Below are 20,355 nucleotides of genomic sequence, written 5' to 3' on the forward strand. Positions count from 1 at the left end.
TTTTGCCGCATCGGCAGACTTTTTGGGCGGCATGGATGGGGGGATGGGATGGGCGCGACCCCATGCCTATGATGAAACGATTGAGTTTGCTGATGCTGATGCTGAGTTTTTCCGCACTCCATGCCGAGGAAGGAAAGTTCCACCGTTTGCGAGTGTTGACGGTAGGCAACCGGGCACCCTTCAAGCAGGAGGTGCGAGATGGGGTGCGTTACGAGATCGATCCGCCCGAAGGGAGTTTGCCGCCGCGGGAAATTTCCGTGGGTTTTGTGAAACCTGGTGATGAAGCCGAAGACTCATCGGAGCGTCTCTCGCTCAGGTTGGGTGAAGTTTCCGGGGGAGTCCAAGTCACGGTGAAAGAGGGTGAAGCCCCTGTGGTGACCTTGCGTGATTCCTCGACGGGGGATGTGTGGCTCAAGGCTCCTCTTGGCGGGGGCGATGCCACCTTATTGGTGGTGTGGAGAGTGGGGGCCAAGTGGGACAAGGTGCGCTTTCTGGCGCTTGACGAGTCGAAGCAAGCGGTGCCCGCCCAGGCAACACGCGTGGTCAATGTTTGCTCCGGTGACGTCGGTGTCACTTGGGGGGAGAAGAAACTGCTCTTGAAGCCGGGCAAGCAGGCGAAGCTCGAGTTTCCGGCGGGAGCGACGGGTGGGCGGTTGCTAGTGCAGTATCCGCAGGGAGGGGGGCTGGCGACCGCGATCGATACGAATGTCGAAAATGAGGCGGGAACCTTGCGCCAATGGGTGGTGTTTCAGGCGGATCGAAAGGATTCCCGGCAGCCGGTTCAGGTGCTGCCGGTGATCGGGAACCGCTGATTACCGTGCGTTCAACTGCTGGCGCAACCAACCAGGACGGTTGGTGGTGATCGATTGGGCTCCGAGCTCGAGAAACCGTTCGGCGACTTTGGGGTCGTCGACGGTCCAGCAATGGTAGCCAAGATTCTTTTGGAACAGGGGCTTAAGGAAAGCAGCATCGACTCGGGGATCTGCCTTGGAGCTCAATCCATCGGCGTGAATGTCCGCCAGCGTGTCGAGAACTTGCTGGCTGGACGGTTGAAGAGGATTGCCTTTCTCAAAGCTGGAGAGCCAAAAGGCTTTGAACTTTGAGGTGGTTTTCTTGAGCTCGCGGATGACGGGTGCGTTGAAGGAAATGATCACGACCTGATCATTTTTTAGCCCGGACTTTTGGATCTCCCCGAGGAGGGTGGGGAGAATCTCCGGGCCACATTTGACCTCGATATAGAACTGTCCGCTTGCGGGAACGGTCGCGGCGACTTCGGCGAATTCCGGAAGTGGAGTTCCTTTGAAGCGGGCGTCGAACCAAGACCCGGCATCGAGCTTGCGGAGGGCGTCGAAGGTGCTGTCTTTTACACTGATTTTCTTTCCGGTCACTCGGCGGGTATCGTAGTCGTGGATGCAGATGATATGGCCATCGGAGGTGAGATGGAAATCGCCCTCAATCGCATTGGCCCCTTGTTCCCAAGCGAGCTTGAAGGAAGGCAAAGTGTTTTCCGGGGCGTCGTGGGATGCGCCGCGATGGGCGACAATTCGTGGAGACTGGGCGAAGGCGAGGGAACTTACACCGATGAGAATGGCTGCGATTCGTTTCATGAAAGGAAAGCATTTCGGAAGATCGAGGCCCCCATGCAAGACAAGCCGGGTGACCGTTTCGCCCGGGTGGGAAATGGGGTCTGCGACCAAATTGAAACACGAATCCATGAGGCAGTCGATGCGCGGACATTTAGTCGGAGGGCTCGACATGAAATACCTGGGACTTGCTTGGATGATCGCGTGGCCGCTGGCGGCGCAGGAACAAGAGGTGAACCCGAATATCGGGCACCTCCACCATCACCATCACTATGGGGAAAAGCTGCCGACGGAGCTTTCTTCGCCGGAACGCTTCCTTACCTCGCGGGAAGCGGCGGCGGCCCTCCGGCTTCCGAAGGAGGAAGACGCATTTAGCTTCATCGTTTTTGGCGACCGCACAGGGGGTCCTGCGGATGGGGTATCGATCCTCGCGGATGCCGTGCGCGATGTGAACCTCCTGGAGCCCGATCTGGTGATGACGGTTGGTGATCTGGTGCAGGGGTACAATCAGGAGGATCAGTGGAAAGAGCAGGCGGTAGAATTCAAGTCGATCATGGACGAGTTGGCTTGTCCCTGGTTCCCGGTGGCCGGGAATCATGATGTTTATTGGCGGGGTCCGAAGGGGGTAAAGGGTCCAGTAGGGGGGAACGAGAAGAACTATGAGGTGGAATTTGGACCGCTGTGGTATGCGTTCGAGCACAAGGACTGCTGGTTCATTGTGCTTTATTCGGATGAGGCCAATCCGGAGACGGGAGTGCAAAGCTTCCAGGATCCGGAAACCCAGAAGATGAGCCCGGCGCAGTTCGAGTGGTTGGACGAAACGCTGACCAGAGCCAAGGATGCGAAGCACGTTTTTCTGTTCCTCCACCATCCTCGGTGGCTCGGGAATCACTATGGAAACGATTGGGATCGAGTCCACGAGCGCTTGAAGCAAGCGGGGAACGTCAGCGCGGTATTCGCCGGGCACATTCATCAGATGCGCTATGATGGGCCACGGGATGGAATTGAATATGTAACGCTGGCGACGACCGGGGGGCATCAGCCGGGATTGGTTCCCGATGCTGGCTATCTGCATCACTATGACTTGGTGACGGTTCGAAAAGACCGTCTTGCGCTCGCTGCGGTTCCCGTCGGGGAGGTTCTCGACGTGCGTGAGATCACCGGTGACCTGGTGCAGGAAACCAATGCTTTGGCCAAGGCGCCCATTCGCGTTTCACCAGAGATCGATCTCAATGCGTGCGAAGTCGTGGAAGTACAAGTCGAGTTGAGCAATCCGACCTCTCATCTGGTAGAATTCACGGCGGGCGGAGCCTCAGAAGACAGCCGGTGGTCGTTTTCTCCCGATCACACTCATGGGGCATTGGCACCTGGCGAGAAGAAGACGGTGAGTTTTCAGGTCGGACGGTTGGCGAACGGTTTGGACGAAGCATTCCGGGCTCCATTCGTCGAGGTGGGGATGGACTATCTGGGTGAAGGATTTCGTTATTCGATCCCCGAGAGGAAGGTGCCCTTGAAGCTGGCATTCCCCTCGAAGCAGGTGAGTCAGGGAAAGGCACTGGCAATCGATCTCGATGGTAAAAAGGACGCCCTTTTGGTGCCATCGGAGCGGTTTGAGGTTGGAAAGGCGTTCACTTTAGAATGCCGATTCATGGCTCGATCCTTCGAAGGAAGGACCGGCTTGGTGAGCAAAATGGAAGGTTCCGAGTACGGCATTTTCGTGAGCCATGGCCAGCCCCACTTTTCGGTCCATGTTGGCGGACGTTACCTGACGGTGGAAGCTGACGCGCCAGTGTTGAAGCCGAATGCATGGCACCATGTTGCCGGTGTTTACGATGGCAAGGAGGCTCGGCTCTACCTCGACGGGAAGTTGCTGGATCGAAAAGCTGGCGAGGGAAAGAGGAAGCGCAATGATCTTCCCTTGGTCATCGGCGGGGATGTGAATTCTGAAGGTCAGCCGATGTCTCTTTTTTCCGGACAGTTGGATGAGGTTCGGCTCACTCGTGGAGCGCTCTACGAAGGGGAAGAGGTCGAGATGTTGCGTGATGCTCCCGTGTCTCCAAAGACCATCCTGGCCTTTGATTTCGGTGAAAAGATCGGACCCTGGGTGCCTGATGCCTCAGAGAATCGCGCCCATGCGACTCGGGTGGGTACGGCGGAGATCGTGGAAGTGAGTGCCGAGTAAGTCGGGGAACGGAATCGTCACGCGGTCGCACTGGTCAGCGGTGCGGCCGCTTTGTTTTTGCGGTGCGAAATGAGTATGCGTTTTCCATTCGTCCTCGCTGGAGCTTTTGCTTGGGTGTCCTCCGTCTCCCAAGGAGCCTTGGTGATCAGTGAAGTTCTCTACAATGAGGTCGGGAGTAACACGGCCGGGGAATTCATCGAGTTGTTCAACAACGGTGCATTTTCGATCGATTTGACGGGCTACCGTATCGGCGATGAAGAAACGTCAGGGGATTCGAGCGCGACTGAATCGATGTATGCGTTTCCATCGGGTTCGACCATTGCCGCCGGGCAAACGATCGTGATCGGAATTGGATCGGGCACTTTTTTTGCGAACTACGGATTTCGCCCGGATTATGAGATCATCGACGATTCGGCTTCGGTGCCGAATTTGGTGTTGGATTCGACCTGGGATCCCGATGGAGGGGTGATCAACCTTTCCAATTCGAATGATCAGTTGCTTCTGTTGGACGACGCAGGTCAGGTGGTTGACATGGTAAGTTGGGGAAACACCTTTGCCATGAACCCGGCTCTGGATGCGAGTGCGGAGAGCGATGGTCAGAGTTATCATCGAATCGATCCGTTTGTGGATACAGACACGGCCGCAGATTGGGCTCTGACGACGGGGGCTTCCCTCAGCACCCCTGGAGTGGTGCCTGAGCCCGGTGTGACGGTTTTGGGTATCGCGGGCCTGGGCTTGCTGGTGCGTCGTCGTCGTTGAGCCTTCTGGACCTCTCGTAGAATCATGCACGGGCATCGCTGGATGGCCGCCGCGATTGGCGTGGCGGCTCCCTTGTTGGCGCGAGATGGCGCGGAGTTTGGCACGGTCAAAGTGGTGCAACTCGACGCTGGGAATCGTGCGGATTCGGTCGATTTGTCGTTGGATGGGGCGACTTCAGGGGTGGTGCTGGCGGGAGGGAATCGAGGCGACTACGATCTTGATTTCGGGAGATCCAACGACGTGTTGGCAGGCGCGTTGGTGGCGGCGGTGGCGGAGCGGTCGAGGGACAATTCAGCGCAAGGAGACGCCATGGGCGCCTTCTTTGCGACATCCGCCCATGATCGGACGACTGCCGGGCGCTATTACCTTTCTCTATTCAACAGTCCCGATGCTGGGGAAGTGAACATCGATACCAGCTTCGGGTGGTTTCCGTTTGAAAGTTTTCGGGGTGGTCTGGCACTCAATGAGACCAACGGGGGCGCGACGACGGAACTGATCGGGTCTCCTGGCATGGAGTTGGGAGAGCAGTGGGTCGATTTGGGAGGAGGCCGGTATGCGGTGGATTTGCGAGCGCTCGGGGCGGATGCCTCGCGAGGGGTTTTGCTGACTCATGGTGCCAAGAACGAGGACAACTTTGCGTTGAGTGCTGCGAATGCCGATGGGACGTTCACGGTGTTCGTCCACGACAATGGAGCTCAAGGGCAATCGTATGAGGCGGATCCGGCATCGTTCGTCTTTGTGCCCGCAGCCGGTGTCGGCAGTGATAGGATCGCAGCGGTGGCCCGTGTGAATAGCGATGGTGTAACGCGTCGGAAGTCTGCGTACAGTCCTGCGTAGAAAATATCCAAACGGGTCATCCGAAGTTCTCAACAGCTGATCCTCGGCCGATGGGCGGCTACTCCACGGCCGAGGATCAGCTGTTGAGCCAGTTTACGCACTCGTGAACACTGTTTAGGGCTCCTCTCCTTCGCGGATAGACGCGGCGATGTGCTCCATGGCCCGACGCTACCCTACACAAGTAGGGTGTAGAAATAGGGTGAATTGGGCGAGAGTTTAGCCCCACTGAAGACGTCGCCGTTCATTAACTGAAGACGCCCCGTGCTATATTGCGGGCATACTCAGCTTCGAGCATTGCGACCGCATCGAAGCCCGATGGAAAGAGATGGGCATGCCCACGGAAGAGCCGGAATCCATCGCGCGTGGCGAAGCTGTTGGAGAACTGCCCGAAGTTTCCAATGCCGAGTTTTGCAGAACTGAAATCCACTGTATTGTCGGCACCCGTGGCGACCGACTCGCTAGTTCCTCCCGAGGAGCGGATGCGGAGGGTAGTAGTCGTGCCTTGCCTGCGAACCGAGACCTGCGCCACCAACCCAGCATGCAGGTCCCGAATTGTCCCTGGGTTCATCGTCTCGTAGGCGTTGAGCGCAGTTTGCCGCCTCCCAAAGAGGCTGCCTGCGGAGGTTGTAAAAGCCAGCAGCACCAGCTCTGGATGGGTCACGTAGCTTGTCGCGCCGCGGCATAGAGAAAATAGCCCGCCACTTAAACCAGTCGATGGAGCAGGCCAGTTCGCCACGGTGGGGAGCTTGAAATATCCCACGATGATGAAATCCTGGCCGCCATCGTAGATCGCCGCCGACACAGATGCGGGCAGCTCGATGCCGAAATCCCGCACCGTTCCGGTCCCGCTGAAGTCGATGCCGCCGCCGGCCAAAGTCAACCCGACATCCGGGGCTGAGATTGTGGCCGAGAGGTTATTGGCGGACAGGTCCTTGATGACTTTCCCGGCCACCGGATCTCCGTCAGGAATCGAGTAGGTATTTGCGAAATCGAAGAGGAATAGCGTGTCCGGATAATCGGAGATCAGCGGATCCCGACGCAGTGGGAAGCCTCCCCCGCTAAGAGTGAACTTCGCGACGTGAACTTCGGTCACATGAGCAGACATAATAGCTAGAGCAGTTTAGGGGTTGAGCAGAATCGAATAGATGGAGTCAGCAATGATGGGGCCACCTCCGTTATCGGTGGGGTGAATCTGGGGGTCTTCGTTTTCGAAAAGGCCCCGAGATGTCTCGCTCGCAGGATACTTGTAGCTCGCAAACGGCCCGAAGATTTTCATCAGGTCGAGGAAAGCGCCTCCGATTTCCGTCGCAGCCTTACGGTGCGCAGCCCGGTAGTGAGCCATCGTAAACTCCTTGCCTGCCATCCCATTCTCAGGCGAACAAACGAAGAGAAAGTCACACAATGGAGCCGCGGCGCGGAATCGTCCGGCCAGAGTCGAGAAGTAGGCAGCCACCTGATCAGGATCACGATTCCCAGACATTTCATTGGTGCCAAATAGAATGACGACGACGTCCAGATTAAGCAGTGATAATCCAGTCACGAAGTGTTCTTCGTTGACGTATTCCACGAAGTTCTCCGCCCTTCCGCCTGACAGGCCGAGCTTGTGGACGATCACACCGGATTCATCACGTGAGGCATCAATCCCGTCGAGGATCACCCCATTATCGCCTACGGATTCCGTCTCGATCTTCAGGCTTGAGTGGAGGTCGCGGTCCAGTGCGATCATCACCAATCCATAGCCGCTCACGTCGTCAGTATCGACCGAGATCCATGAGCTCCCGCCGTCGATCGAGTATTTGAAGGAGCCCCCACCAGGTTGCTTGCGGTAGTGGATGCGCACCTGATCCTGACGCTGATAGAAATTTACCTGAACTGTGAGCCCGACAGTGAGGCCGATCATGTGATTACCCGCGAGGCCATAGACGGCACCCGGTGCGTTGTAGGTCTGCGCCCAGCCTTCACTGCGCGTCATTCCCATCAGGGATGGATCCGCACATCCGCTGCACGATGTGCCGAGATTGAAGTAGCTGAATGATCCGTATCCTGCCGACTTCCCTCCAAAGACTGCGGCGAGCTTTTGCGTGAGTCGCTGAATATATCGTGTCGATTTTTGGGTGTAGGAGTCGCCACAGAAGCCCATGGCAATCTGCGTGTCCGGCGTGCCCTTTTCCAGCTGCGTCCGCTTGAACCGGAGTTGGCGGAGGTTCCATTGCCCCCACTCAGCAGCGTCCAGGTGACCCTCTGGGGTGATGGCGTGGTCCAGCCTCGCACTCAGGGATGCAGTTTCGCCGCGCGCCGCTTCCACCTCACTCACGAGGCTTGCCGCATCCTCCACTCCATAGAGCGTAGTGTGGTAGGTTCCGTCGTCCTCGAGATAGGCGTATATCACGCCATTGGCGGATTTCCAGATCTTGGCAATGCCCGTGTAGTCGTCCAATTCGCTGAACGCACTGCGCAGGTCTGGATGCATTTGCGGCAGTCCGATCGCCTCCTCCTCGATCCCATCAGCGCCAATCAGCGGGATCGACCCAGCAGCCAATACTTGGAAGACCGAGCCATCGTCGTAGGTGTATCGCCATGGCACATAGTTGGCATCCACATCCACGCGGGCGACCCCTGAGATCTTGTCCCAGATCTCCGGTTTGTTCTCCTCCAGCTCGGCTACTTTGACCTCTTGATTCGTCAGCCGGGCATTCACGTCGCTCGTCGTAGGAGACCACACCGCCGATCCATCCTTGCGCACATAGAGGAGGACTTTCGTTTTGTCCGAATCTCCCCACACATACCCGGTTTGATCGGCCCCGGTGGAGTTCGTCCCTACCGGAAGCTCCGCGTAGGTCTCCACAAAAAAATCGTAATCGGCACCAGCCGCGGCCGCTGCATCGAGCGCAGCCTGGCGGGAGCGGTCGGAGGAATCTTTCGCAGCTTGCGCGGATCGGGCGGCATCTTCAGAGGAGAGTAGGGATGCCGTGGCCAATGCTTCAGAGGCTGACGTATCTCCATCGTCACCCTTCTCGCCTTTGTCGCCCTTCTCGCCTTTCGCTCCTTGTGGCCCCCGGGAACCGCGAAGAATGATTTCAGTCTGGATGTTCATGCAGATGCGCTGGCTTGTCGGTGTTCTAGGGTGAGGCGGGTCGTCTCGGTCCAGCGGTCCTTCCCTTCTGGATCGGTGTAGCGGATGTCGTAGTAGAGGACGCCGGGCTCAAAGGGTTCCTCCCGGGTGTCCAGGTCGGTCATGGCCATGCCGTCTTCGATCACCATCGGGAATTCGAAATCAGGATCACTTGTGTCTCCGGTGAGGGAGAATCCGATGACCGCTCTCCAGGTCTCATCCATCGGGATGATCTCTCCATCGGGATCTTTCAGCTGCAGGGCGATTTCAAGTGGATCTCCCCATTTCATGGTTTGCCAGATCATGAGGCGGTGCGGAGGTTGAGGGTAGCGTTGGCAGCGTTTGAGACCAGGCAGGCCTCCACGATCGAGGCCGCCTTCCGGCTTGGGAGTTCGGGGAAGCGCTGGCGCAACTTCGCCTCGAAGTCCTCGAGTGATTCCGAATCCCTTAAAATCCCAGCCACCGGTGAGAGGCTGTCGATCATGGCGAGGGCCAGCGTTTCGGCTTGCCCTGCGGCGATGGCATCGCAGGCGTCCCGCACTGCATTGGAGCGGCGAGTGAGAGCCGGCACTACTGCATCTGCAGACAGCGCAGCCAGCCGCGCCTGAATCTTCTTTCGAGTCTCGGCAACGAGCTGCTGATCGCCGGCGCGGTTAAGTCTCTCCAGTGCGAGGGTGAGCTCATTGAAGCTTGTGATCTCTTGATCCTCCTGGTCATCGATCGGAGGAGGGCCCAGCAAGCCTTCGCTTCCCGGCTGCACCACCGCCGCGGCACGGCGGAGGCCCAGCCCCAGCCGGCCCGAGAGCGTTTCGATGCCGTCGTCGGTGAGCTCCACGCCCGCGTCTTTCAGCGCGGGCAGCACCGCACCTATGGCTGAGAGTTCGGCGGCAGACTCTCCACCCCAGGCCACTGTTGGCGACCGTCCCTGCCAGCCATTCAGGCGGCAAAGCGAGTCAAAGATCTGCGTTCGCATCACATGCCCCAGCCGCCGGCCGTCGAACTGACGAATGTCCTGGCGCACCGCCTCTTGGATGGTTGCCTGCCCGCCTCCCAGCCCGACGTTCTGGGCCGTCGAACTCATCGTTTGGCCCACAATCACCTTGGACAGTTCCGCATTCGCCACGGCGTGGAATTTCTCGAAGGCATCTCCGGCGCCAGCGGTGGCCGCCTGCTCCAGCTCGATTTCCACGTGCTTCGGCACAGCCAGACCAAAGACCTTGCTGGCAGTCTGAAATGCCTGACCGAGCACGGCCCGGGCGGCGTCATCCGTGTCATCATATTTCGCCACCATGAAGGGCGATCCGAATCGATCGAGGAAGCGCGCCCACCAGTGACGATCCATCACCGAGAAGAGCCACCAGAAGACCACCGCACGCATGGGGCCGCCCCAAGTATCGGGCAGTCCTGCATGCACATGGAGCCTCCCAATGACATAGCGCATCGGATCGGCATCATGCTTCGTGGAGAGGCGGTTGCCGCGGGCGTCCACATCCCAGATCCGCAGGTATCCATCGGTCCAGTCCAGCAGGCGGTGAGGCACAGGCCGCAGCTCTGCCAGCTCGTAGTGCCAGCCGGGCTTGGTGCTGGGGCGGTAGATCTTTTCTAGCAGTGCTACCGGATACAGCGTGGCATCCAGCAGGTGCAGCTGTGCATCTAGCAGTTCGTCGAGTTCGTCGAGGTTCTCGCGGATCGCATTGGCCACGGACACATCGGCAGGATTTTCATCATCGCACGCCTCCACCCGCATCTCATCGCCCAGCACTGCCAGCTTCCGCTTGCCGAATTCTGATGAACAGTGGGAGTGACCGGCCACGATGTCACGTGCCAGCGAGAAGTAGTCGGTCAGGTCCCCGTGGGCGGCCGCGTCCAGGATGTGGTGCAGCGCATCCACGCTCATCCCGTTGGCGATGGGTGCTGGCTCCTGCCGCACGTCCAGCCATTTGCGGACGCTCTTCAGTGGCACCAGACGTTGAATGATGGATCGGAGGTTCATGCGAGGAATCGTTCCTGGCTCACGCGGCGGCGCAGCCATTTGTTTTTGATGCCGGGCCTATCGGCAGGATCATGGCCAAAGGTTCCCACGGGCAGAGGATCGGCGCGGACCACGCCGCTGCCGCTGGTCAGTGCCCAGTGGGAGAGCTTCCCGGAGTCAAAGCAGTCACCGTGCTCCCCGTTCTTGCCGGTCTCTGTCACGAAGCCCCCGGCCTCCCGTTTCACCAGGCGGTAGTCATAGGCTACGAAGTCATCGGCAGGCAGCACGCCCAGACCATCTTCCAGCAGGCTTGAGAAAAGGTTGCCGAGCAGCGTCTTGGCATCCATCTCGATGCCTCGGTGAGTCAGCTTCTGCTGGCCAGTCACCAGCTCCACTGGCACCCGCCCGGAGAATTCCCGCCGCAGTTGGGTGGCGAAGAATTTTTCATTCGAGGCATCGATGCACAGCCGCCGCGGCCGCACCTCCACGGCGTTCAGTTGGCTGAGCACCAGAGCCAGCACCGCGCGGGTCACTTCGGGATCCGCCGTCTTCCATGAGAGAATCAGTCGGGCATACCATAGCCCGGCATGGCTTTGGGAAACAGTGAGGCTCGAGGGATTGGAGGTGCCATTCTCGGTGGTCGCTACGTCCAGCCCCAGGCCAACCTGCTCGCCAGACAGGCGAGAGGTCCAGGCATCAGGGATGGCATCAGCTACGGTGATCATGGCAGGAGGGCGGCTTGATCCAGTTGGCGGCGGGTGGAGACACGGCGGCTGGCGCGTGCCACGTTGAAGCCGGTGCCGCACAGCTCCCAGCATCCACCGCTCACCTTACTGGACATACTGCGGAGATCGTAGTCCACATGATTCGAGGTGAGTTTGGGCATCTTTGAGAGGATCTCTTCAGCGGCGTTCGCCGTCACGATCACCCCGGCGCTGCCGTTATTGGCACGGATCGCTTCCCGGCGGGAAATGGGTTCCAGCTCGCGGAAGCCGTCTCCCGTCCAACGGCCAGTATAGCGGGGGAAATGATTCTTCAGCTTGATCCAGCCGCAGCCGGGCGGGGCCAGATCCAGTGCACTTTCGACCACTTGGGTGATTTCCAGCCCGCGAGGGTTCACGGCATCATCCGGGAAGATGACCGCGCCGTCTGAATGCGCTGCGATCGTCAGGCAGATCCGGTGAGCGATTGCGCAGCCGATCGTGCCCCAGAGGGGAGCGCGCACCCGCCCACGGATGGAGCCTTTCGCCCAGGACTCCAGAGCATCTCCGGCCCAGCCTAGAGCTTCGGCATAGGACCACCATGCGGGATTGGCCTCGATCCCCTGCACCCGCTCCCAGGGCGCGCCGGAATACTCGCGCAGGAATTGCTCCAGGCGAGGGCGATCGCAGGTCATGTTGATCACCAGGTATTTCATCAGGGGTGGGCTTTGCCGATCAGTTGATCCAGCCGCAGCTGAATCTTTTTGGGGTGCTTGCCGATATGCCACCCACCGCAGTGGCGGCACGGGTAGGCGGACATTTGGGCGTGATTGAGTTTCTTCAGGTGCTGGATCGCCCCGGCTTTCGATCGATGCCGCACTTTACCGGAGCAACCGGGGAGCTTGCGTTTCATGCGGCCTGCATGGAGTCAGTGATTTTGATACCGGTGCACTCATTCACCCCGGCGGCCTGCGCATGGTATAGCGCGGTGAGGGACACGGCGGACACCCCACCACGAATGAAGGCGAGGCCGTAGTTCCGGTCCCACGCCTGCTTATCCACCGCGCGCTCTCGGCTTTCCTCGGGCGTGAGGGCTTCGCGAGTTTGCAGATCGTATAGCGGCACGCCTCCCGCGTATCCGTCCCAGGCATCACAGCGGTGGACCAGGATGCCACTGCGGCTCGTGTACCAGTTGCCACGCGCGTTCACTGTGAACTCAGCATCCGGCGGGGGTGCCAGCAGCTCATAGGAGTAGTGGGCATCATCGGGCGGGGGCGTCGTTGCCATGCGCACCCGGTATCCCTTGTTTGAGGAGACGATCGGCTCCATCGCCTCGAAGACGTTCTGGAAGTCCGGCATGCGCCCCACCTCGTCAAGGATCACGTGGCCGGTCCACCCCACCGCCGTGTCGGGATTCGGTGCCACCACCAGTGAGCGGCTGCATTTCGTGCGACTATGCCAGAGCCGGGTTTCCAGCTTCTGGTGCTCGAAGAGGTCGGCCACCGCATCCACATCCAAGAGCTGTCCGTGGTCATCATCCGCATTCGTTGTCAGGCGGAATTGGCCCGTGCCATTGGCGGCCTGGCGCAGCTTGTCAGTTACCCCACGCCAGATGTCGGCTTCCTTGCGGATGTTCTCCTGGCCCAGCCGTAGTGCTGCGGAGGCGAAGATCACGTCACAGATCCGCTCCATCATCCAGTCGAGGCCGATTGAGCCGAGCGTGAAGGATTTTCCATACTGCCGCCGCCACACCAGCGCGGCCATGCCCACTTCCCGGTTGAGGAAGATCTCTTCTTGCGCGGAGCGAAATTGGATCAGCGGTTGAGCCATGTTCAGCGGTCGGATTGCAGGAGCTTGGAGGTGAGGGCGAGGTCAATGGAGAGATCCGCAGCTTCGGCCAGATACTTGGTTTCGATCGCCTTTTCCCGGATCAGCTCGGAGAGGAAGCGGGCAGCATGCTCGGTGATGCCTCCGCACAGCTCGAGGTTGAGGGCTTTGCTGCTCGGTGGATTCGGTGGATTTTCAAGGGGCATGACCATGAGCTTCTTCAGGTTGAGGGTTCGGGGTCGGCTGACGGCGTCCGCATTTCCGGCACCTCCAGTATTCCTGGCGTTTGTGGATCAGCAGGCTCGTGGTCGCGCTGCAGTGCTCGCAGTCCATGGCGAAGCCGTAGGTGTCAGTCCCGGTGAGGTCGGAGACATACTGCCCCCACGCTGTGGCTCCCAAGTGCATGCCCGCTACCAGGTGGCGGTGCTTCAGCTGGTCCAGCTTCTGCGCTTTCTTCTCGGCCTCCATCTTCCGGCGGCGGGCGGCGCAGCGCTCATGGTAGTGCCAGCCCACTATTACCCCGACAGCCATGGCTGACAGACCGTGGAGGAGGAACAGCACCAGCTCCTTCATGCGGCTACCTCCTTGCCAAACATCAGTTGGCGCAGAGCATCCATCTGCACATGGCGCGGCTTGCCGCTTTCCAGGATCGATTGCGCGGCCGGACTCTTGGCCCACTCCACGAATTTCTCCACCGTCTGGCGTTCGAACTTTTCACGATCCAGCTTCTGCGCCTGCGCCTTCAGCGTCGTCTTCTGTTTGTCCAACTTCACCCGATCGGCGGCGATGTCCGCCTGCCGGAGCGAGGCGATCGCACCGGTCAGGGCAGTCAGGCGCTTCACGGGATCGATCGCCTCCGCTTCCGCTTCCCCTTCGCCCATGTCCACCGCCACCTCCATCGCGGTTTCGATGGCCTCCATCAGCTCGCCGCCGATTCGCGCGGCCAACCCTTCGGAGACATGGCCTCCGGCGCTGGCGATCTGGCGGCAGTAGTCGGAGAGTTCTTTCTGTGCCTCGATCTGCTCCTGCTGGCGCAGCCATTTCCGGTATCCACCCGTCCTCCAGTTGGAGAGATTCTCCGCGCTCGCGGGCATCCCTTCGAAGTGGGCTTCCCACACCCGCACCGCTTCGGATTCGGCATTCAGCCATCCCAGGATCTCGGTGGAGGTTTGCCCGTCGAGCAGCCGTTGATTTACCTCCCGCCGCAGCGCGTGCGGGAGGCGGCCGATCTTTCCGTTGTGAGTGCGGGCCATGGGTGTTCAGAGCCGGTGGCCTAGGTAGGCGGGCTGCTGCTCTGTTTTGAGAATTTCGCCGATCGTCATCAGATCATCAGTGCGGGCCGAGTAGATCTCCTCATCGTGGCGCATACTGGTGATGGTGTCGTCTTCGTTCCATTTCGCACCCGTGGCAGCTTCCCACAGCGTGATAGCTTCTTCCATCGAGTGGGCGGCATAGACATCCCCGTCGTTGATCTTGTAGGCGGTCATAGGATCTTGGAACTTTTGCCTTCGGCCCGGCTCAGCGGGCGGATGCGGCGGATGGAGAGCAGGCGGTTGGTGGCGTATCCGGTCACGTTCACCTCATTGTTCTGGTTGCCACCCAGCATGTAGATCAGATCGCGATTGGCGTTGTAGTGTTCGAAGAAGGCCACATGACCCTCCCAGCCGCTGCGGGACCCGCGCCACAGCACCACCACATCACCCGGCTTGGCCTGGGCCAGCTCCACGGACTGCCCCACCTCCAGCCATGAGCGGGCATTGAGCTTTCCGCTGCGCTCGTATTCGCAGTCCTGGCACATCGCGTTGGCGAAGGCACTGCACCACGCCGTCTCATCATCGGAGATCCAGGTGGCGATGCGCCGGTGCCAGGCGACGATCAGCGGATTGTCCCGGCTGCCGGGAATTTCTCGGCATCCCAGATAGGTGCGGGCCATTCCATAGGGGTCCAGCGTGGGCAGCTTGCCCATTCTCACCAGTTCGCGGATGATGCCCCCGAGTGTCTCGGGTCCCGGCTCCCCGTCCACCGTCACCTCCACATACCGTTGCACCGCCTTCCAGGCTCGGGAGAGCGAGGAAGTCACCGGCAGGGGGAGTTGCAGCGCGGCCGCCGTCGCGATCACCGTTTGCATCCGAGGTACGTTATCGGCGGTGATACCCAGATACGTTTGCAGATCGCGGTAGGTGGAGATGGTCATCGGGTTCAGGGAATTTGTCCTCCTGTAAGGTCAGGTTGGGAGACAGGCTTGGCCGATGAGCGGAGCGGGGAGGACAGTCCGCACCGCCCACCGGCCAGCCTGCGACCACAGGACGGCTGCCCCATGGCCGGAAGGGGTTCGCTACTTGGTGGCCTCGATCGCCTTCTCCGCGATGATGGTCACGGAGGCCGGGTCCGGCTGGGCAGACCAGTTGCCGGATGGGTCCAGCGTGATCGTGCAGCTGGCCAGCGCCAGGCAGGCCACCGCCATCAGCAGGAGGAAGGGCACTCCGTTGGACTTTGCCACGGCAGCTTTCACCCAGCTACGGCCCATGCCGTAGATGGTATTGAGCACGGCGCTCACGCCCAGCGCCCACTTGGCATCCACGGCATCCAGCGCGGCCAGCGCCACGGCGATGAGGTTCAGCGCCAGCACCAGCCAGAATTCGGTGGTCTTGATTCCCGGGGTGGCCGTCACCGGCGCAGGGATGATTCCGATGGGAGTTTCAGTATCGTTAGCCATATCAGTTGCGGGGTTGCAGGTTGATGGATTGCGGAGAGAGTTCACCCACGCTCCTCGGCCAGGATGCCGATGGCGGTGATCCGGTAGTAGCGGCTGCCGCCCAGCGCATCGGGGGTCACGCTCAGCTGCTCCAGCCCGGTCAGAAATTCGGCAGCGGCCTCCACCTCGGAGAGGGTGAAGTCATATTCCCTCGCCAGCCCACGGCGGATCGTGGTGGCGGATTGGGAGATCGCCTGCCGGGCATAGAGATGCCCGCGCACCGCATGGCGGCATTCCTCCCGGCGCAGTTGGCTTTCGGTAGTCGGCATGGTCCTCCTAGGGTTGTATTACTTACTTGGTTCCCAGCTTCCCTTCGATGCGGCCCAGCGCGCGGTGGATCGCCTGCATCTCGGAGGTGAGCGTCCGCTCGATCGAGGTCACTCGCCCATCTAGATTGGACACATCCTCCTTCAGAGCATGGTGCTCCGGCTTGGTGACGTATTGGGAATGCTCGGCAGCGTCGGCCCCTTTGAGCTTCCGCCAGTTCAGCATCCCGCTCATGATCCGGTCACCTGTCGCCACCACGGCAGCCAGACTCAGCAGCAGCCAGCCCACGGTTTGGGGGGACTCGGGATCAGGCAGCGCTCCGCCGATCTCGGCGAGCAGGGGCAGGAAATAAAAAAGGGGCTCAGCGCCGGGCATAAATATACCCTAGCACCGCCCCTTGGATTCCAGCGGACCTATTGGACTGTTTTGACCAACTTCAGAGCAGGTCCAGCGCGTCTTCTCTCTGGCGCGCCTCTTGCATCGCTTCCCGCGCGATCCTCGCGGCTTCATCTTTCCGCGAGAGAAGGGCGGCGTCTGCCATGTCTAAGAAGGCCATCGCCAACGAGTAACAAGCGGCATGTCCCGCTGCTCCAATTAGACCCGAGAGCACTAGGGTCAAATTCATGGTGACCAAGCCAACGGCTGCAGCAGCCAGCAAGATAATCACGGCAATGGCAGCGTACCATAAAAGCCCAGTTCGCAATCCAGCATAAGCGCTTTGCCTGCGAATCTTCTCCCGCACGGAGGAGTGAGTGGACGGCTCTCGCAGTTTTGACCTTCCGGTCCTGAAATGTGTCTTTTTCATTTCAGCTATGAGAACGCATCACTGATAGAATGGCTTGGGCTTTATCAAAAGCCCTTCCATCGCCTCTCGCTCCTTCTTCCGCTAGCACTGCCAGCAACCTAGCAATCTCGTCTGGCTTCATCGCCGCAATCAGATCCGTTGCCACTTCTTCGAGCGGACTGCCGGACGAACGTCTTCCAATCCTTTGAGATCGGTCTTCTTTGGGCTTCTGAATTCGAAGTCCATTTCCGGCTATAGCTTCCAGTAACGTGATCATGCGGTCTAGCGATACTCCCTCAGATGCAGCGATCTTTTCCAGCGTTCCTCGCGTCAACCTTCGTCTTCCGTTCTCTATATCGGACAGATAGCCCTGCGAAATCTTCGCGCTTTGGGCCAGAGCCTGGGCAGTGGTCTTCGATCTTTTCCGCCACTCCCTAAGAGCGGCGCCTATTTCGGCATCGTTTAAATGTGTAAGCATGACAGTGGGAACAGCGGGCGGATACGCGTATATTTTGCACCTGCCGTCAAGCTGGCGCCTTGATTTTTGCGAATATCGCACTTTTTGATTGCCTGATACGGGTAAGCGGCGATAAATCGCGAACATGACCCACGCGAAACTTTGCGAATTACGCAAACGGCTTCGCAGCGCCGGATGGACTCAACGTGCGCTTGCGGAGGCTTGTAATGTTACCCAAGCTCATATTTCGTTCGTCCTCCGAGGAAAGCGGAGTTCGCAAAGGTTGCTCGAAAGGCTCTGCGAACTTTCGCGCACGAAAAGCGAAACTACTGCTCGTTAAGTGCGATGAAGTATGGCGAACATTTCATGGGTGAGCTGATTCCCCACCCCATGTTGGAGCGGATCACCATGCTGCCGGATTTGGCCGCACGGGAGACCCGCCTGGGCAAGGAATCGGGAAAAGACCGGGCAGGCCACCGCGAAAAGGCGGAGGAGCTGAGCACGGAGTGGGCTGCCTTTTGTGAGGACATCCGGGAGCACGGAATCCGGGAACCTCTCAAGATTTGCCCGATTCCAGAGAAGGAAAAGAAGAGCCTTCCAGGCCGCATCACGCATTGGATCGTGGATGGTAGGCACCGCTGGCAGGCGTCGCTGGATACGGGCATCGCATTCGCATCCTGCGTGATCGTCAGCCTAGAGGAGGCCGCAGACATCATCCTCTCCGCAGTCACCCGGAGGCATTTCTCCAAGGGCTCACTGGCATACATGTCGGTGCTCACCTGCCCGGAAGTGGCCATGGGTGGGGCCAAGAGGAAAGCCTCAACACAGTTCAAGACCGGTCCCGCACTGAGTGCGGGACCGGTTGAAGCTTCCGCGATGACTGCCGAAGCTCTCTCCAAACGAGTGGGCGTTTCCCTCCGCATCATGGAGCAAGCCTGCGAATTGTATCGCGAGCTAGATGGCTTCCCTGCCTTGGCGCGGGAGGCGGAGGCATCGGTCTTTTCTGGCTCGGGTCTCGGCGCGGTCTGCGGCTGGGTGAAGGGGGAGAAGACTCAGGGAGGGGAGGGCGCGGTCGCCGCCCGGCCGAAGAAGGAACCAAACTATAACCATCTGGCCACCAGCTCATTGGTCACGCTCGGGAATGTCGCCAAGGCATGGCCCCAGCTTGAGGAGCATCGCCGTGCGGATGTGATCAAGGGCCTCCGGGAGGTCCTCCATACCCTGCCCCCAGCCGTCCGCCACGCCATCCTTTCCTAGTCCATCCACCCCGCACTTGCCATCTGGCGGGTGCGCTGAATGCCACCATGACTCCTGCTCAGAAAGCTGCCACCGTTTCCGCCGTCCATGCTGCCATGGCGTCGGGCCAGTCGCTTCGCGCGGCTTGTGCCTTGGTGAAGTGCAGCCCCAGCACCTTCCAGACCTGGGCGGCGAAGCTGGCGGAGGCGGATGGAGATGCGCATGAGGCATTTTCCCGGCGTAGGCCATCGGGTCGCCCCCCGTCTTTCCAGGCGGATGAGGACACGCTGAATATCCTGCGCTGGCACCGACTCAGCAAGGAGTCCATGGAAGTGGCGCTGCACTTCGCCTGCCATGACGCGCGGGTTCCCGCAGATCTGCGGGAGATATTGTTAGGCATTTCGGAGCGCTCATTGGTTTCCGGCAGCCGCCCCCATTTCCCCCCGAGCGTGCGCCGGGCCTTCCATGTCACGGATGAGGAGCTGGCCCGCTTCCGTGGGAAGAAGGCCACACAGAATGTCGAGATGATGACCCCACGCGGAGTGATCTGGTTTGATGAAGATGGGGAGGCGCATGATCTGCTGCCCGGCCAGCTCTGGGAGCTGGATGACTATTCCACGAATCAGCCCTACTACTGGACGGACCCGCTGACCGCGGAGACGAATCTTGGCCGTCAGGTACTGGCTGCCATTGACTACACCCTGGCAGGCTGGCTCGGCTTTGATCACATCGGGCGGGAGCGGGATGCGTATCGCGGGGAGGACATTGTGCGCTTCCTTGGTCGTCTCTTCAGCGCCCACGGGCTGCCCTTGTTCCTGCGCCTGGAGCGCGGTTCATGGGAGTCCTCCTTCGTCCACGGGCTGGAGGTGGAGGGCATGGCGGATCGCTGGGGCGCACTCGATGCCCTGGTGCACATCCAGCACACCTGGAAGAGTAAGGGGAAGGGGCTCATTGAAAGTTCGTTCAATCCTCTGCAGCGTTGGCTCTCTCACACCGGCCGCGATGTCGGTCGCTTCCGGGGAGAGTTTGAGACCGCTACAAAGGCCTGGCTCCAGGCGAAACGCACGGGCCGGGACCCCCGGGAGCTGGGCTTCCTCAGCGCGGATGAATCCAGCGCTATGCATGATGCGGCGGCCAGCATGATGAATGGAGGCCCCCGGGAGCGAAAGGCCTTGGGTGAGCGGGTGTCTCCAGATGATTTGCGGGCCCGCCTCGGCTGGCACACCACCCCATTCCCTGCTGCTGAAGCATGGCGACTCCTGCCCTACCGGGAGCAGCGCGTCGTATCTCGTGGCATGGTTCAGGTGAATCCCGGCGGCGGGTGGTCACCCATGGCGTTCGTCGTGAATGGTATTGAGGATCTCCACCTTGAGAACGGGCATAAAGTGCTGATCGCCTATGACCCAGCACGGCCAGATCTAGGAGCCTTTGTGGCAAATGCGGATCGCTCGCCCAAGAATCGCTCCGGCTGGGGAATGGGGCATCCCATCCTCACTGCTCCTCTGTATCAGGGAGCACCGCAGATTGATCTTTCAGGCCGCTACCAGGGCGGTGCCATCCCGGCCCGACGGAAGGCCAGCGCAGCCGTAGCTACCAGCTTCCGTGCCATCACCGCTGCCGGACGGCCGCAGCACCGCGAGGCCATGGCGGCGAATGGAGGGGATCGCACCTTCCTGGGCTCCACGCTGCCAGATCCTGCACCGGCGGTACCTGCCGCTCCAGCGGAGTCGCGGGATTCATCTGCTGCGGAGAGGGCGGCGGCCTCTACGGATCGCGGCGACCGACTGGCCCAGCTGCGGCGCATGCAGGACGACATCCTCTCCACCATCTAGCCCCTTTTCCTACGGCATTTGCCGTGGATCACCACACAGAAACCAACAACC

General features: G+C 60.1%; 26 protein-coding genes. 7 read left to right on the forward strand and 19 right to left on the reverse strand.

Going from position 1 to position 20,355, the window contains the following annotated elements:
* The first annotated feature begins 68 nt into the window (after positions 1–68).
* The gene (locus tag HNR46_RS06220) at positions 69–812 is read left to right on the forward strand and encodes a hypothetical protein (RefSeq protein WP_221285042.1); all 744 of its coding nucleotides are present in this window, start codon (positions 69–71) and stop codon (positions 810–812) included.
* On the opposite strand, the gene HNR46_RS06225 is transcribed toward HNR46_RS06220, so the two are convergent.
* On the reverse strand, positions 813–1,607 hold the full coding sequence (locus tag HNR46_RS06225) for a glycerophosphodiester phosphodiesterase (RefSeq protein WP_184016896.1): 795 nt from the start codon (positions 1,605–1,607) through the stop codon (positions 813–815). It abuts the gene before it with no gap.
* A 148-nt stretch (positions 1,608–1,755) separates the two neighbouring features.
* Here HNR46_RS06225 and HNR46_RS06230 point away from each other — a divergent pair, with 148 nt between their 5' ends.
* The 3 genes from HNR46_RS06230 (at position 1,756) to HNR46_RS06240 (ending at position 5,361) form a co-directional block, all read left to right on the forward strand.
* A complete protein-coding gene (locus HNR46_RS06230; RefSeq protein ID WP_221285043.1) occupies positions 1,756–3,765 on the forward strand; it encodes a LamG-like jellyroll fold domain-containing protein in 2,010 nt (669 codons plus the stop codon).
* 69 nt (positions 3,766–3,834) lie between these two features.
* Positions 3,835–4,524 carry a lamin tail domain-containing protein gene (locus tag HNR46_RS06235; RefSeq protein WP_184016900.1) on the forward strand — a complete coding sequence of 230 codons (690 nt, stop codon included), beginning with the start codon at positions 3,835–3,837 and terminating at the stop codon, positions 4,522–4,524.
* Between the two features lie 24 nt (positions 4,525–4,548).
* The gene (locus HNR46_RS06240) at positions 4,549–5,361 is read left to right on the forward strand and encodes a hypothetical protein (RefSeq protein ID WP_184016902.1); all 813 of its coding nucleotides are present in this window, start codon (positions 4,549–4,551) and stop codon (positions 5,359–5,361) included.
* Positions 5,362–5,605: 244 nt separating this feature from the next.
* On the opposite strand, the gene HNR46_RS06245 is transcribed toward HNR46_RS06240, so the two are convergent.
* The 18 genes from HNR46_RS06245 to HNR46_RS06330 all read right to left on the reverse strand — a co-directional run bounded on the left by HNR46_RS06245 (position 5,606) and on the right by HNR46_RS06330 (position 17,257).
* Positions 5,606–6,466 (reverse strand): hypothetical protein, encoded by an 861-nt coding sequence (locus tag HNR46_RS06245; protein WP_184016904.1) that lies wholly within the window; start codon positions 6,464–6,466, stop codon positions 5,606–5,608.
* A gap of 15 nt (positions 6,467–6,481) precedes the next feature.
* Positions 6,482–8,455, reverse strand: a complete 1,974-nt coding sequence (locus tag HNR46_RS06250; protein ID WP_184016906.1) for an SGNH/GDSL hydrolase family protein — start codon at positions 8,453–8,455, stop codon at positions 6,482–6,484.
* Positions 8,452–8,778 (reverse strand): hypothetical protein, encoded by a 327-nt coding sequence (locus HNR46_RS06255; RefSeq protein ID WP_184016908.1) that lies wholly within the window; start codon positions 8,776–8,778, stop codon positions 8,452–8,454. The genes HNR46_RS06250 and HNR46_RS06255 overlap by 4 nt, the downstream gene beginning before the upstream one ends.
* The gene (locus HNR46_RS06260) at positions 8,775–10,466 is read right to left on the reverse strand and encodes a phage portal protein family protein (RefSeq protein WP_184016910.1); all 1,692 of its coding nucleotides are present in this window, start codon (positions 10,464–10,466) and stop codon (positions 8,775–8,777) included. The genes HNR46_RS06255 and HNR46_RS06260 overlap by 4 nt, the downstream gene beginning before the upstream one ends.
* Positions 10,463–11,170 carry a hypothetical protein gene (locus tag HNR46_RS06265; protein WP_184016913.1) on the reverse strand — a complete coding sequence of 236 codons (708 nt, stop codon included), beginning with the start codon at positions 11,168–11,170 and terminating at the stop codon, positions 10,463–10,465. The genes HNR46_RS06260 and HNR46_RS06265 overlap by 4 nt, the downstream gene beginning before the upstream one ends.
* Positions 11,167–11,862, reverse strand: coding sequence for a hypothetical protein (locus HNR46_RS06270; protein ID WP_184016915.1), 696 nt, complete (start codon positions 11,860–11,862; stop codon positions 11,167–11,169). The genes HNR46_RS06265 and HNR46_RS06270 overlap by 4 nt, the downstream gene beginning before the upstream one ends.
* Positions 11,862–12,059, reverse strand: a complete 198-nt coding sequence (locus HNR46_RS06275) for a hypothetical protein (RefSeq protein WP_184016917.1) — start codon at positions 12,057–12,059, stop codon at positions 11,862–11,864. Before HNR46_RS06275 ends, HNR46_RS06270 begins: the two co-directional genes overlap by 1 nt.
* Entirely contained in the window at positions 12,056–12,976 is a 921-nt protein-coding gene (locus tag HNR46_RS06280) for a hypothetical protein (protein ID WP_184016919.1), read from the reverse strand. The genes HNR46_RS06275 and HNR46_RS06280 overlap by 4 nt, the downstream gene beginning before the upstream one ends.
* A 2-nt stretch (positions 12,977–12,978) precedes the next feature.
* Positions 12,979–13,179 (reverse strand): hypothetical protein, encoded by a 201-nt coding sequence (locus tag HNR46_RS06285; RefSeq protein WP_184016921.1) that lies wholly within the window; start codon positions 13,177–13,179, stop codon positions 12,979–12,981.
* Positions 13,169–13,546, reverse strand: a complete 378-nt coding sequence (locus tag HNR46_RS06290; RefSeq protein ID WP_184016923.1) for a hypothetical protein — start codon at positions 13,544–13,546, stop codon at positions 13,169–13,171. The genes HNR46_RS06285 and HNR46_RS06290 overlap by 11 nt, the downstream gene beginning before the upstream one ends.
* Positions 13,543–14,226, reverse strand: a complete 684-nt coding sequence (locus tag HNR46_RS06295) for a hypothetical protein (RefSeq protein ID WP_184016925.1) — start codon at positions 14,224–14,226, stop codon at positions 13,543–13,545. Before HNR46_RS06295 ends, HNR46_RS06290 begins: the two co-directional genes overlap by 4 nt.
* 6 nt (positions 14,227–14,232) lie before the next feature.
* Positions 14,233–14,460 carry a hypothetical protein gene (locus HNR46_RS06300; RefSeq protein WP_184016927.1) on the reverse strand — a complete coding sequence of 76 codons (228 nt, stop codon included), beginning with the start codon at positions 14,458–14,460 and terminating at the stop codon, positions 14,233–14,235.
* On the reverse strand, positions 14,457–15,167 hold the full coding sequence (locus HNR46_RS20610) for a TIGR02594 family protein (protein WP_221285044.1): 711 nt from the start codon (positions 15,165–15,167) through the stop codon (positions 14,457–14,459). Before HNR46_RS20610 ends, HNR46_RS06300 begins: the two co-directional genes overlap by 4 nt.
* Positions 15,168–15,308: 141 nt before the next feature.
* Positions 15,309–15,689: a hypothetical protein gene (locus HNR46_RS06310; protein WP_184016929.1), complete on the reverse strand. Its 381-nt coding sequence runs from the start codon at positions 15,687–15,689 to the stop codon at positions 15,309–15,311.
* Between the two features lie 41 nt (positions 15,690–15,730).
* Positions 15,731–15,997, reverse strand: coding sequence for a hypothetical protein (locus HNR46_RS06315; protein WP_184016931.1), 267 nt, complete (start codon positions 15,995–15,997; stop codon positions 15,731–15,733).
* Positions 15,998–16,019: 22 nt separating this feature from the next.
* Positions 16,020–16,370: a hypothetical protein gene (locus HNR46_RS06320; RefSeq protein WP_184016933.1), complete on the reverse strand. Its 351-nt coding sequence runs from the start codon at positions 16,368–16,370 to the stop codon at positions 16,020–16,022.
* Positions 16,371–16,431: 61 nt separating this feature from the next.
* On the reverse strand, positions 16,432–16,662 hold the full coding sequence (locus HNR46_RS06325; protein WP_184016935.1) for a hypothetical protein: 231 nt from the start codon (positions 16,660–16,662) through the stop codon (positions 16,432–16,434).
* A 139-nt stretch (positions 16,663–16,801) separates the two neighbouring features.
* Complete coding sequence (locus HNR46_RS06330; protein WP_221285045.1) at positions 16,802–17,257, reverse strand: helix-turn-helix domain-containing protein; 456 nt, start codon at positions 17,255–17,257, stop codon at positions 16,802–16,804.
* A gap of 124 nt (positions 17,258–17,381) precedes the next feature.
* Here HNR46_RS06330 and HNR46_RS21495 point away from each other — a divergent pair, with 124 nt between their 5' ends.
* The 3 genes from HNR46_RS21495 to HNR46_RS06345 are packed head-to-tail and all read left to right on the forward strand — an operon-like array spanning position 17,382 to position 20,304.
* Entirely contained in the window at positions 17,382–17,576 is a 195-nt protein-coding gene (locus HNR46_RS21495) for a helix-turn-helix domain-containing protein (protein ID WP_184016939.1), read from the forward strand.
* Positions 17,577–17,581: 5 nt separating this feature from the next.
* Positions 17,582–18,493, forward strand: coding sequence for a ParB/Srx family N-terminal domain-containing protein (locus HNR46_RS06340; RefSeq protein ID WP_184016941.1), 912 nt, complete (start codon positions 17,582–17,584; stop codon positions 18,491–18,493).
* Between the two features lie 47 nt (positions 18,494–18,540).
* A complete protein-coding gene (locus HNR46_RS06345) occupies positions 18,541–20,304 on the forward strand; it encodes a hypothetical protein (protein ID WP_184016943.1) in 1,764 nt (587 codons plus the stop codon).
* The last annotated feature ends 51 nt before the right edge of the window (positions 20,305–20,355 follow it).

It is taken from the genome of Haloferula luteola, from assembly GCF_014201715.1.
GTDB classification, from domain to species: domain Bacteria; phylum Verrucomicrobiota; class Verrucomicrobiia; order Verrucomicrobiales; family Akkermansiaceae; genus Haloferula; species Haloferula luteola.

Coding starts and splice junctions, on each gene's coding strand:
- HNR46_RS06220 (WP_221285042.1), top strand. CDS start 69: ATGATGAAACGATTGAGTTTGCTGATGCTGATGCTGAGTTTTTCCGCA.
- HNR46_RS06225 (WP_184016896.1), bottom strand. CDS start 1,607: ATGAAACGAATCGCAGCCATTCTCATCGGTGTAAGTTCCCTCGCCTTC.
- HNR46_RS06230 (WP_221285043.1), top strand. CDS start 1,756: ATGAAATACCTGGGACTTGCTTGGATGATCGCGTGGCCGCTGGCGGCG.
- HNR46_RS06235 (WP_184016900.1), top strand. CDS start 3,835: ATGAGTATGCGTTTTCCATTCGTCCTCGCTGGAGCTTTTGCTTGGGTG.
- HNR46_RS06240 (WP_184016902.1), top strand. CDS start 4,549: ATGCACGGGCATCGCTGGATGGCCGCCGCGATTGGCGTGGCGGCTCCC.
- HNR46_RS06245 (WP_184016904.1), bottom strand. CDS start 6,466: ATGTCTGCTCATGTGACCGAAGTTCACGTCGCGAAGTTCACTCTTAGC.
- HNR46_RS06250 (WP_184016906.1), bottom strand. CDS start 8,455: ATGAACATCCAGACTGAAATCATTCTTCGCGGTTCCCGGGGGCCACAA.
- HNR46_RS06255 (WP_184016908.1), bottom strand. CDS start 8,778: ATGATCTGGCAAACCATGAAATGGGGAGATCCACTTGAAATCGCCCTG.
- HNR46_RS06260 (WP_184016910.1), bottom strand. CDS start 10,466: ATGAACCTCCGATCCATCATTCAACGTCTGGTGCCACTGAAGAGCGTC.
- HNR46_RS06265 (WP_184016913.1), bottom strand. CDS start 11,170: ATGATCACCGTAGCTGATGCCATCCCTGATGCCTGGACCTCTCGCCTG.
- HNR46_RS06270 (WP_184016915.1), bottom strand. CDS start 11,862: ATGAAATACCTGGTGATCAACATGACCTGCGATCGCCCTCGCCTGGAG.
- HNR46_RS06275 (WP_184016917.1), bottom strand. CDS start 12,059: ATGAAACGCAAGCTCCCCGGTTGCTCCGGTAAAGTGCGGCATCGATCG.
- HNR46_RS06280 (WP_184016919.1), bottom strand. CDS start 12,976: ATGGCTCAACCGCTGATCCAATTTCGCTCCGCGCAAGAAGAGATCTTC.
- HNR46_RS06285 (WP_184016921.1), bottom strand. CDS start 13,179: ATGCCCCTTGAAAATCCACCGAATCCACCGAGCAGCAAAGCCCTCAAC.
- HNR46_RS06290 (WP_184016923.1), bottom strand. CDS start 13,546: ATGAAGGAGCTGGTGCTGTTCCTCCTCCACGGTCTGTCAGCCATGGCT.
- HNR46_RS06295 (WP_184016925.1), bottom strand. CDS start 14,226: ATGGCCCGCACTCACAACGGAAAGATCGGCCGCCTCCCGCACGCGCTG.
- HNR46_RS06300 (WP_184016927.1), bottom strand. CDS start 14,460: ATGACCGCCTACAAGATCAACGACGGGGATGTCTATGCCGCCCACTCG.
- HNR46_RS20610 (WP_221285044.1), bottom strand. CDS start 15,167: ATGACCATCTCCACCTACCGCGATCTGCAAACGTATCTGGGTATCACC.
- HNR46_RS06310 (WP_184016929.1), bottom strand. CDS start 15,689: ATGGCTAACGATACTGAAACTCCCATCGGAATCATCCCTGCGCCGGTG.
- HNR46_RS06315 (WP_184016931.1), bottom strand. CDS start 15,997: ATGCCGACTACCGAAAGCCAACTGCGCCGGGAGGAATGCCGCCATGCG.
- HNR46_RS06320 (WP_184016933.1), bottom strand. CDS start 16,370: ATGCCCGGCGCTGAGCCCCTTTTTTATTTCCTGCCCCTGCTCGCCGAG.
- HNR46_RS06330 (WP_221285045.1), bottom strand. CDS start 17,257: ATGCTTACACATTTAAACGATGCCGAAATAGGCGCCGCTCTTAGGGAG.
- HNR46_RS21495 (WP_184016939.1), top strand. CDS start 17,382: ATGACCCACGCGAAACTTTGCGAATTACGCAAACGGCTTCGCAGCGCC.
- HNR46_RS06340 (WP_184016941.1), top strand. CDS start 17,582: ATGAAGTATGGCGAACATTTCATGGGTGAGCTGATTCCCCACCCCATG.
- HNR46_RS06345 (WP_184016943.1), top strand. CDS start 18,541: ATGACTCCTGCTCAGAAAGCTGCCACCGTTTCCGCCGTCCATGCTGCC.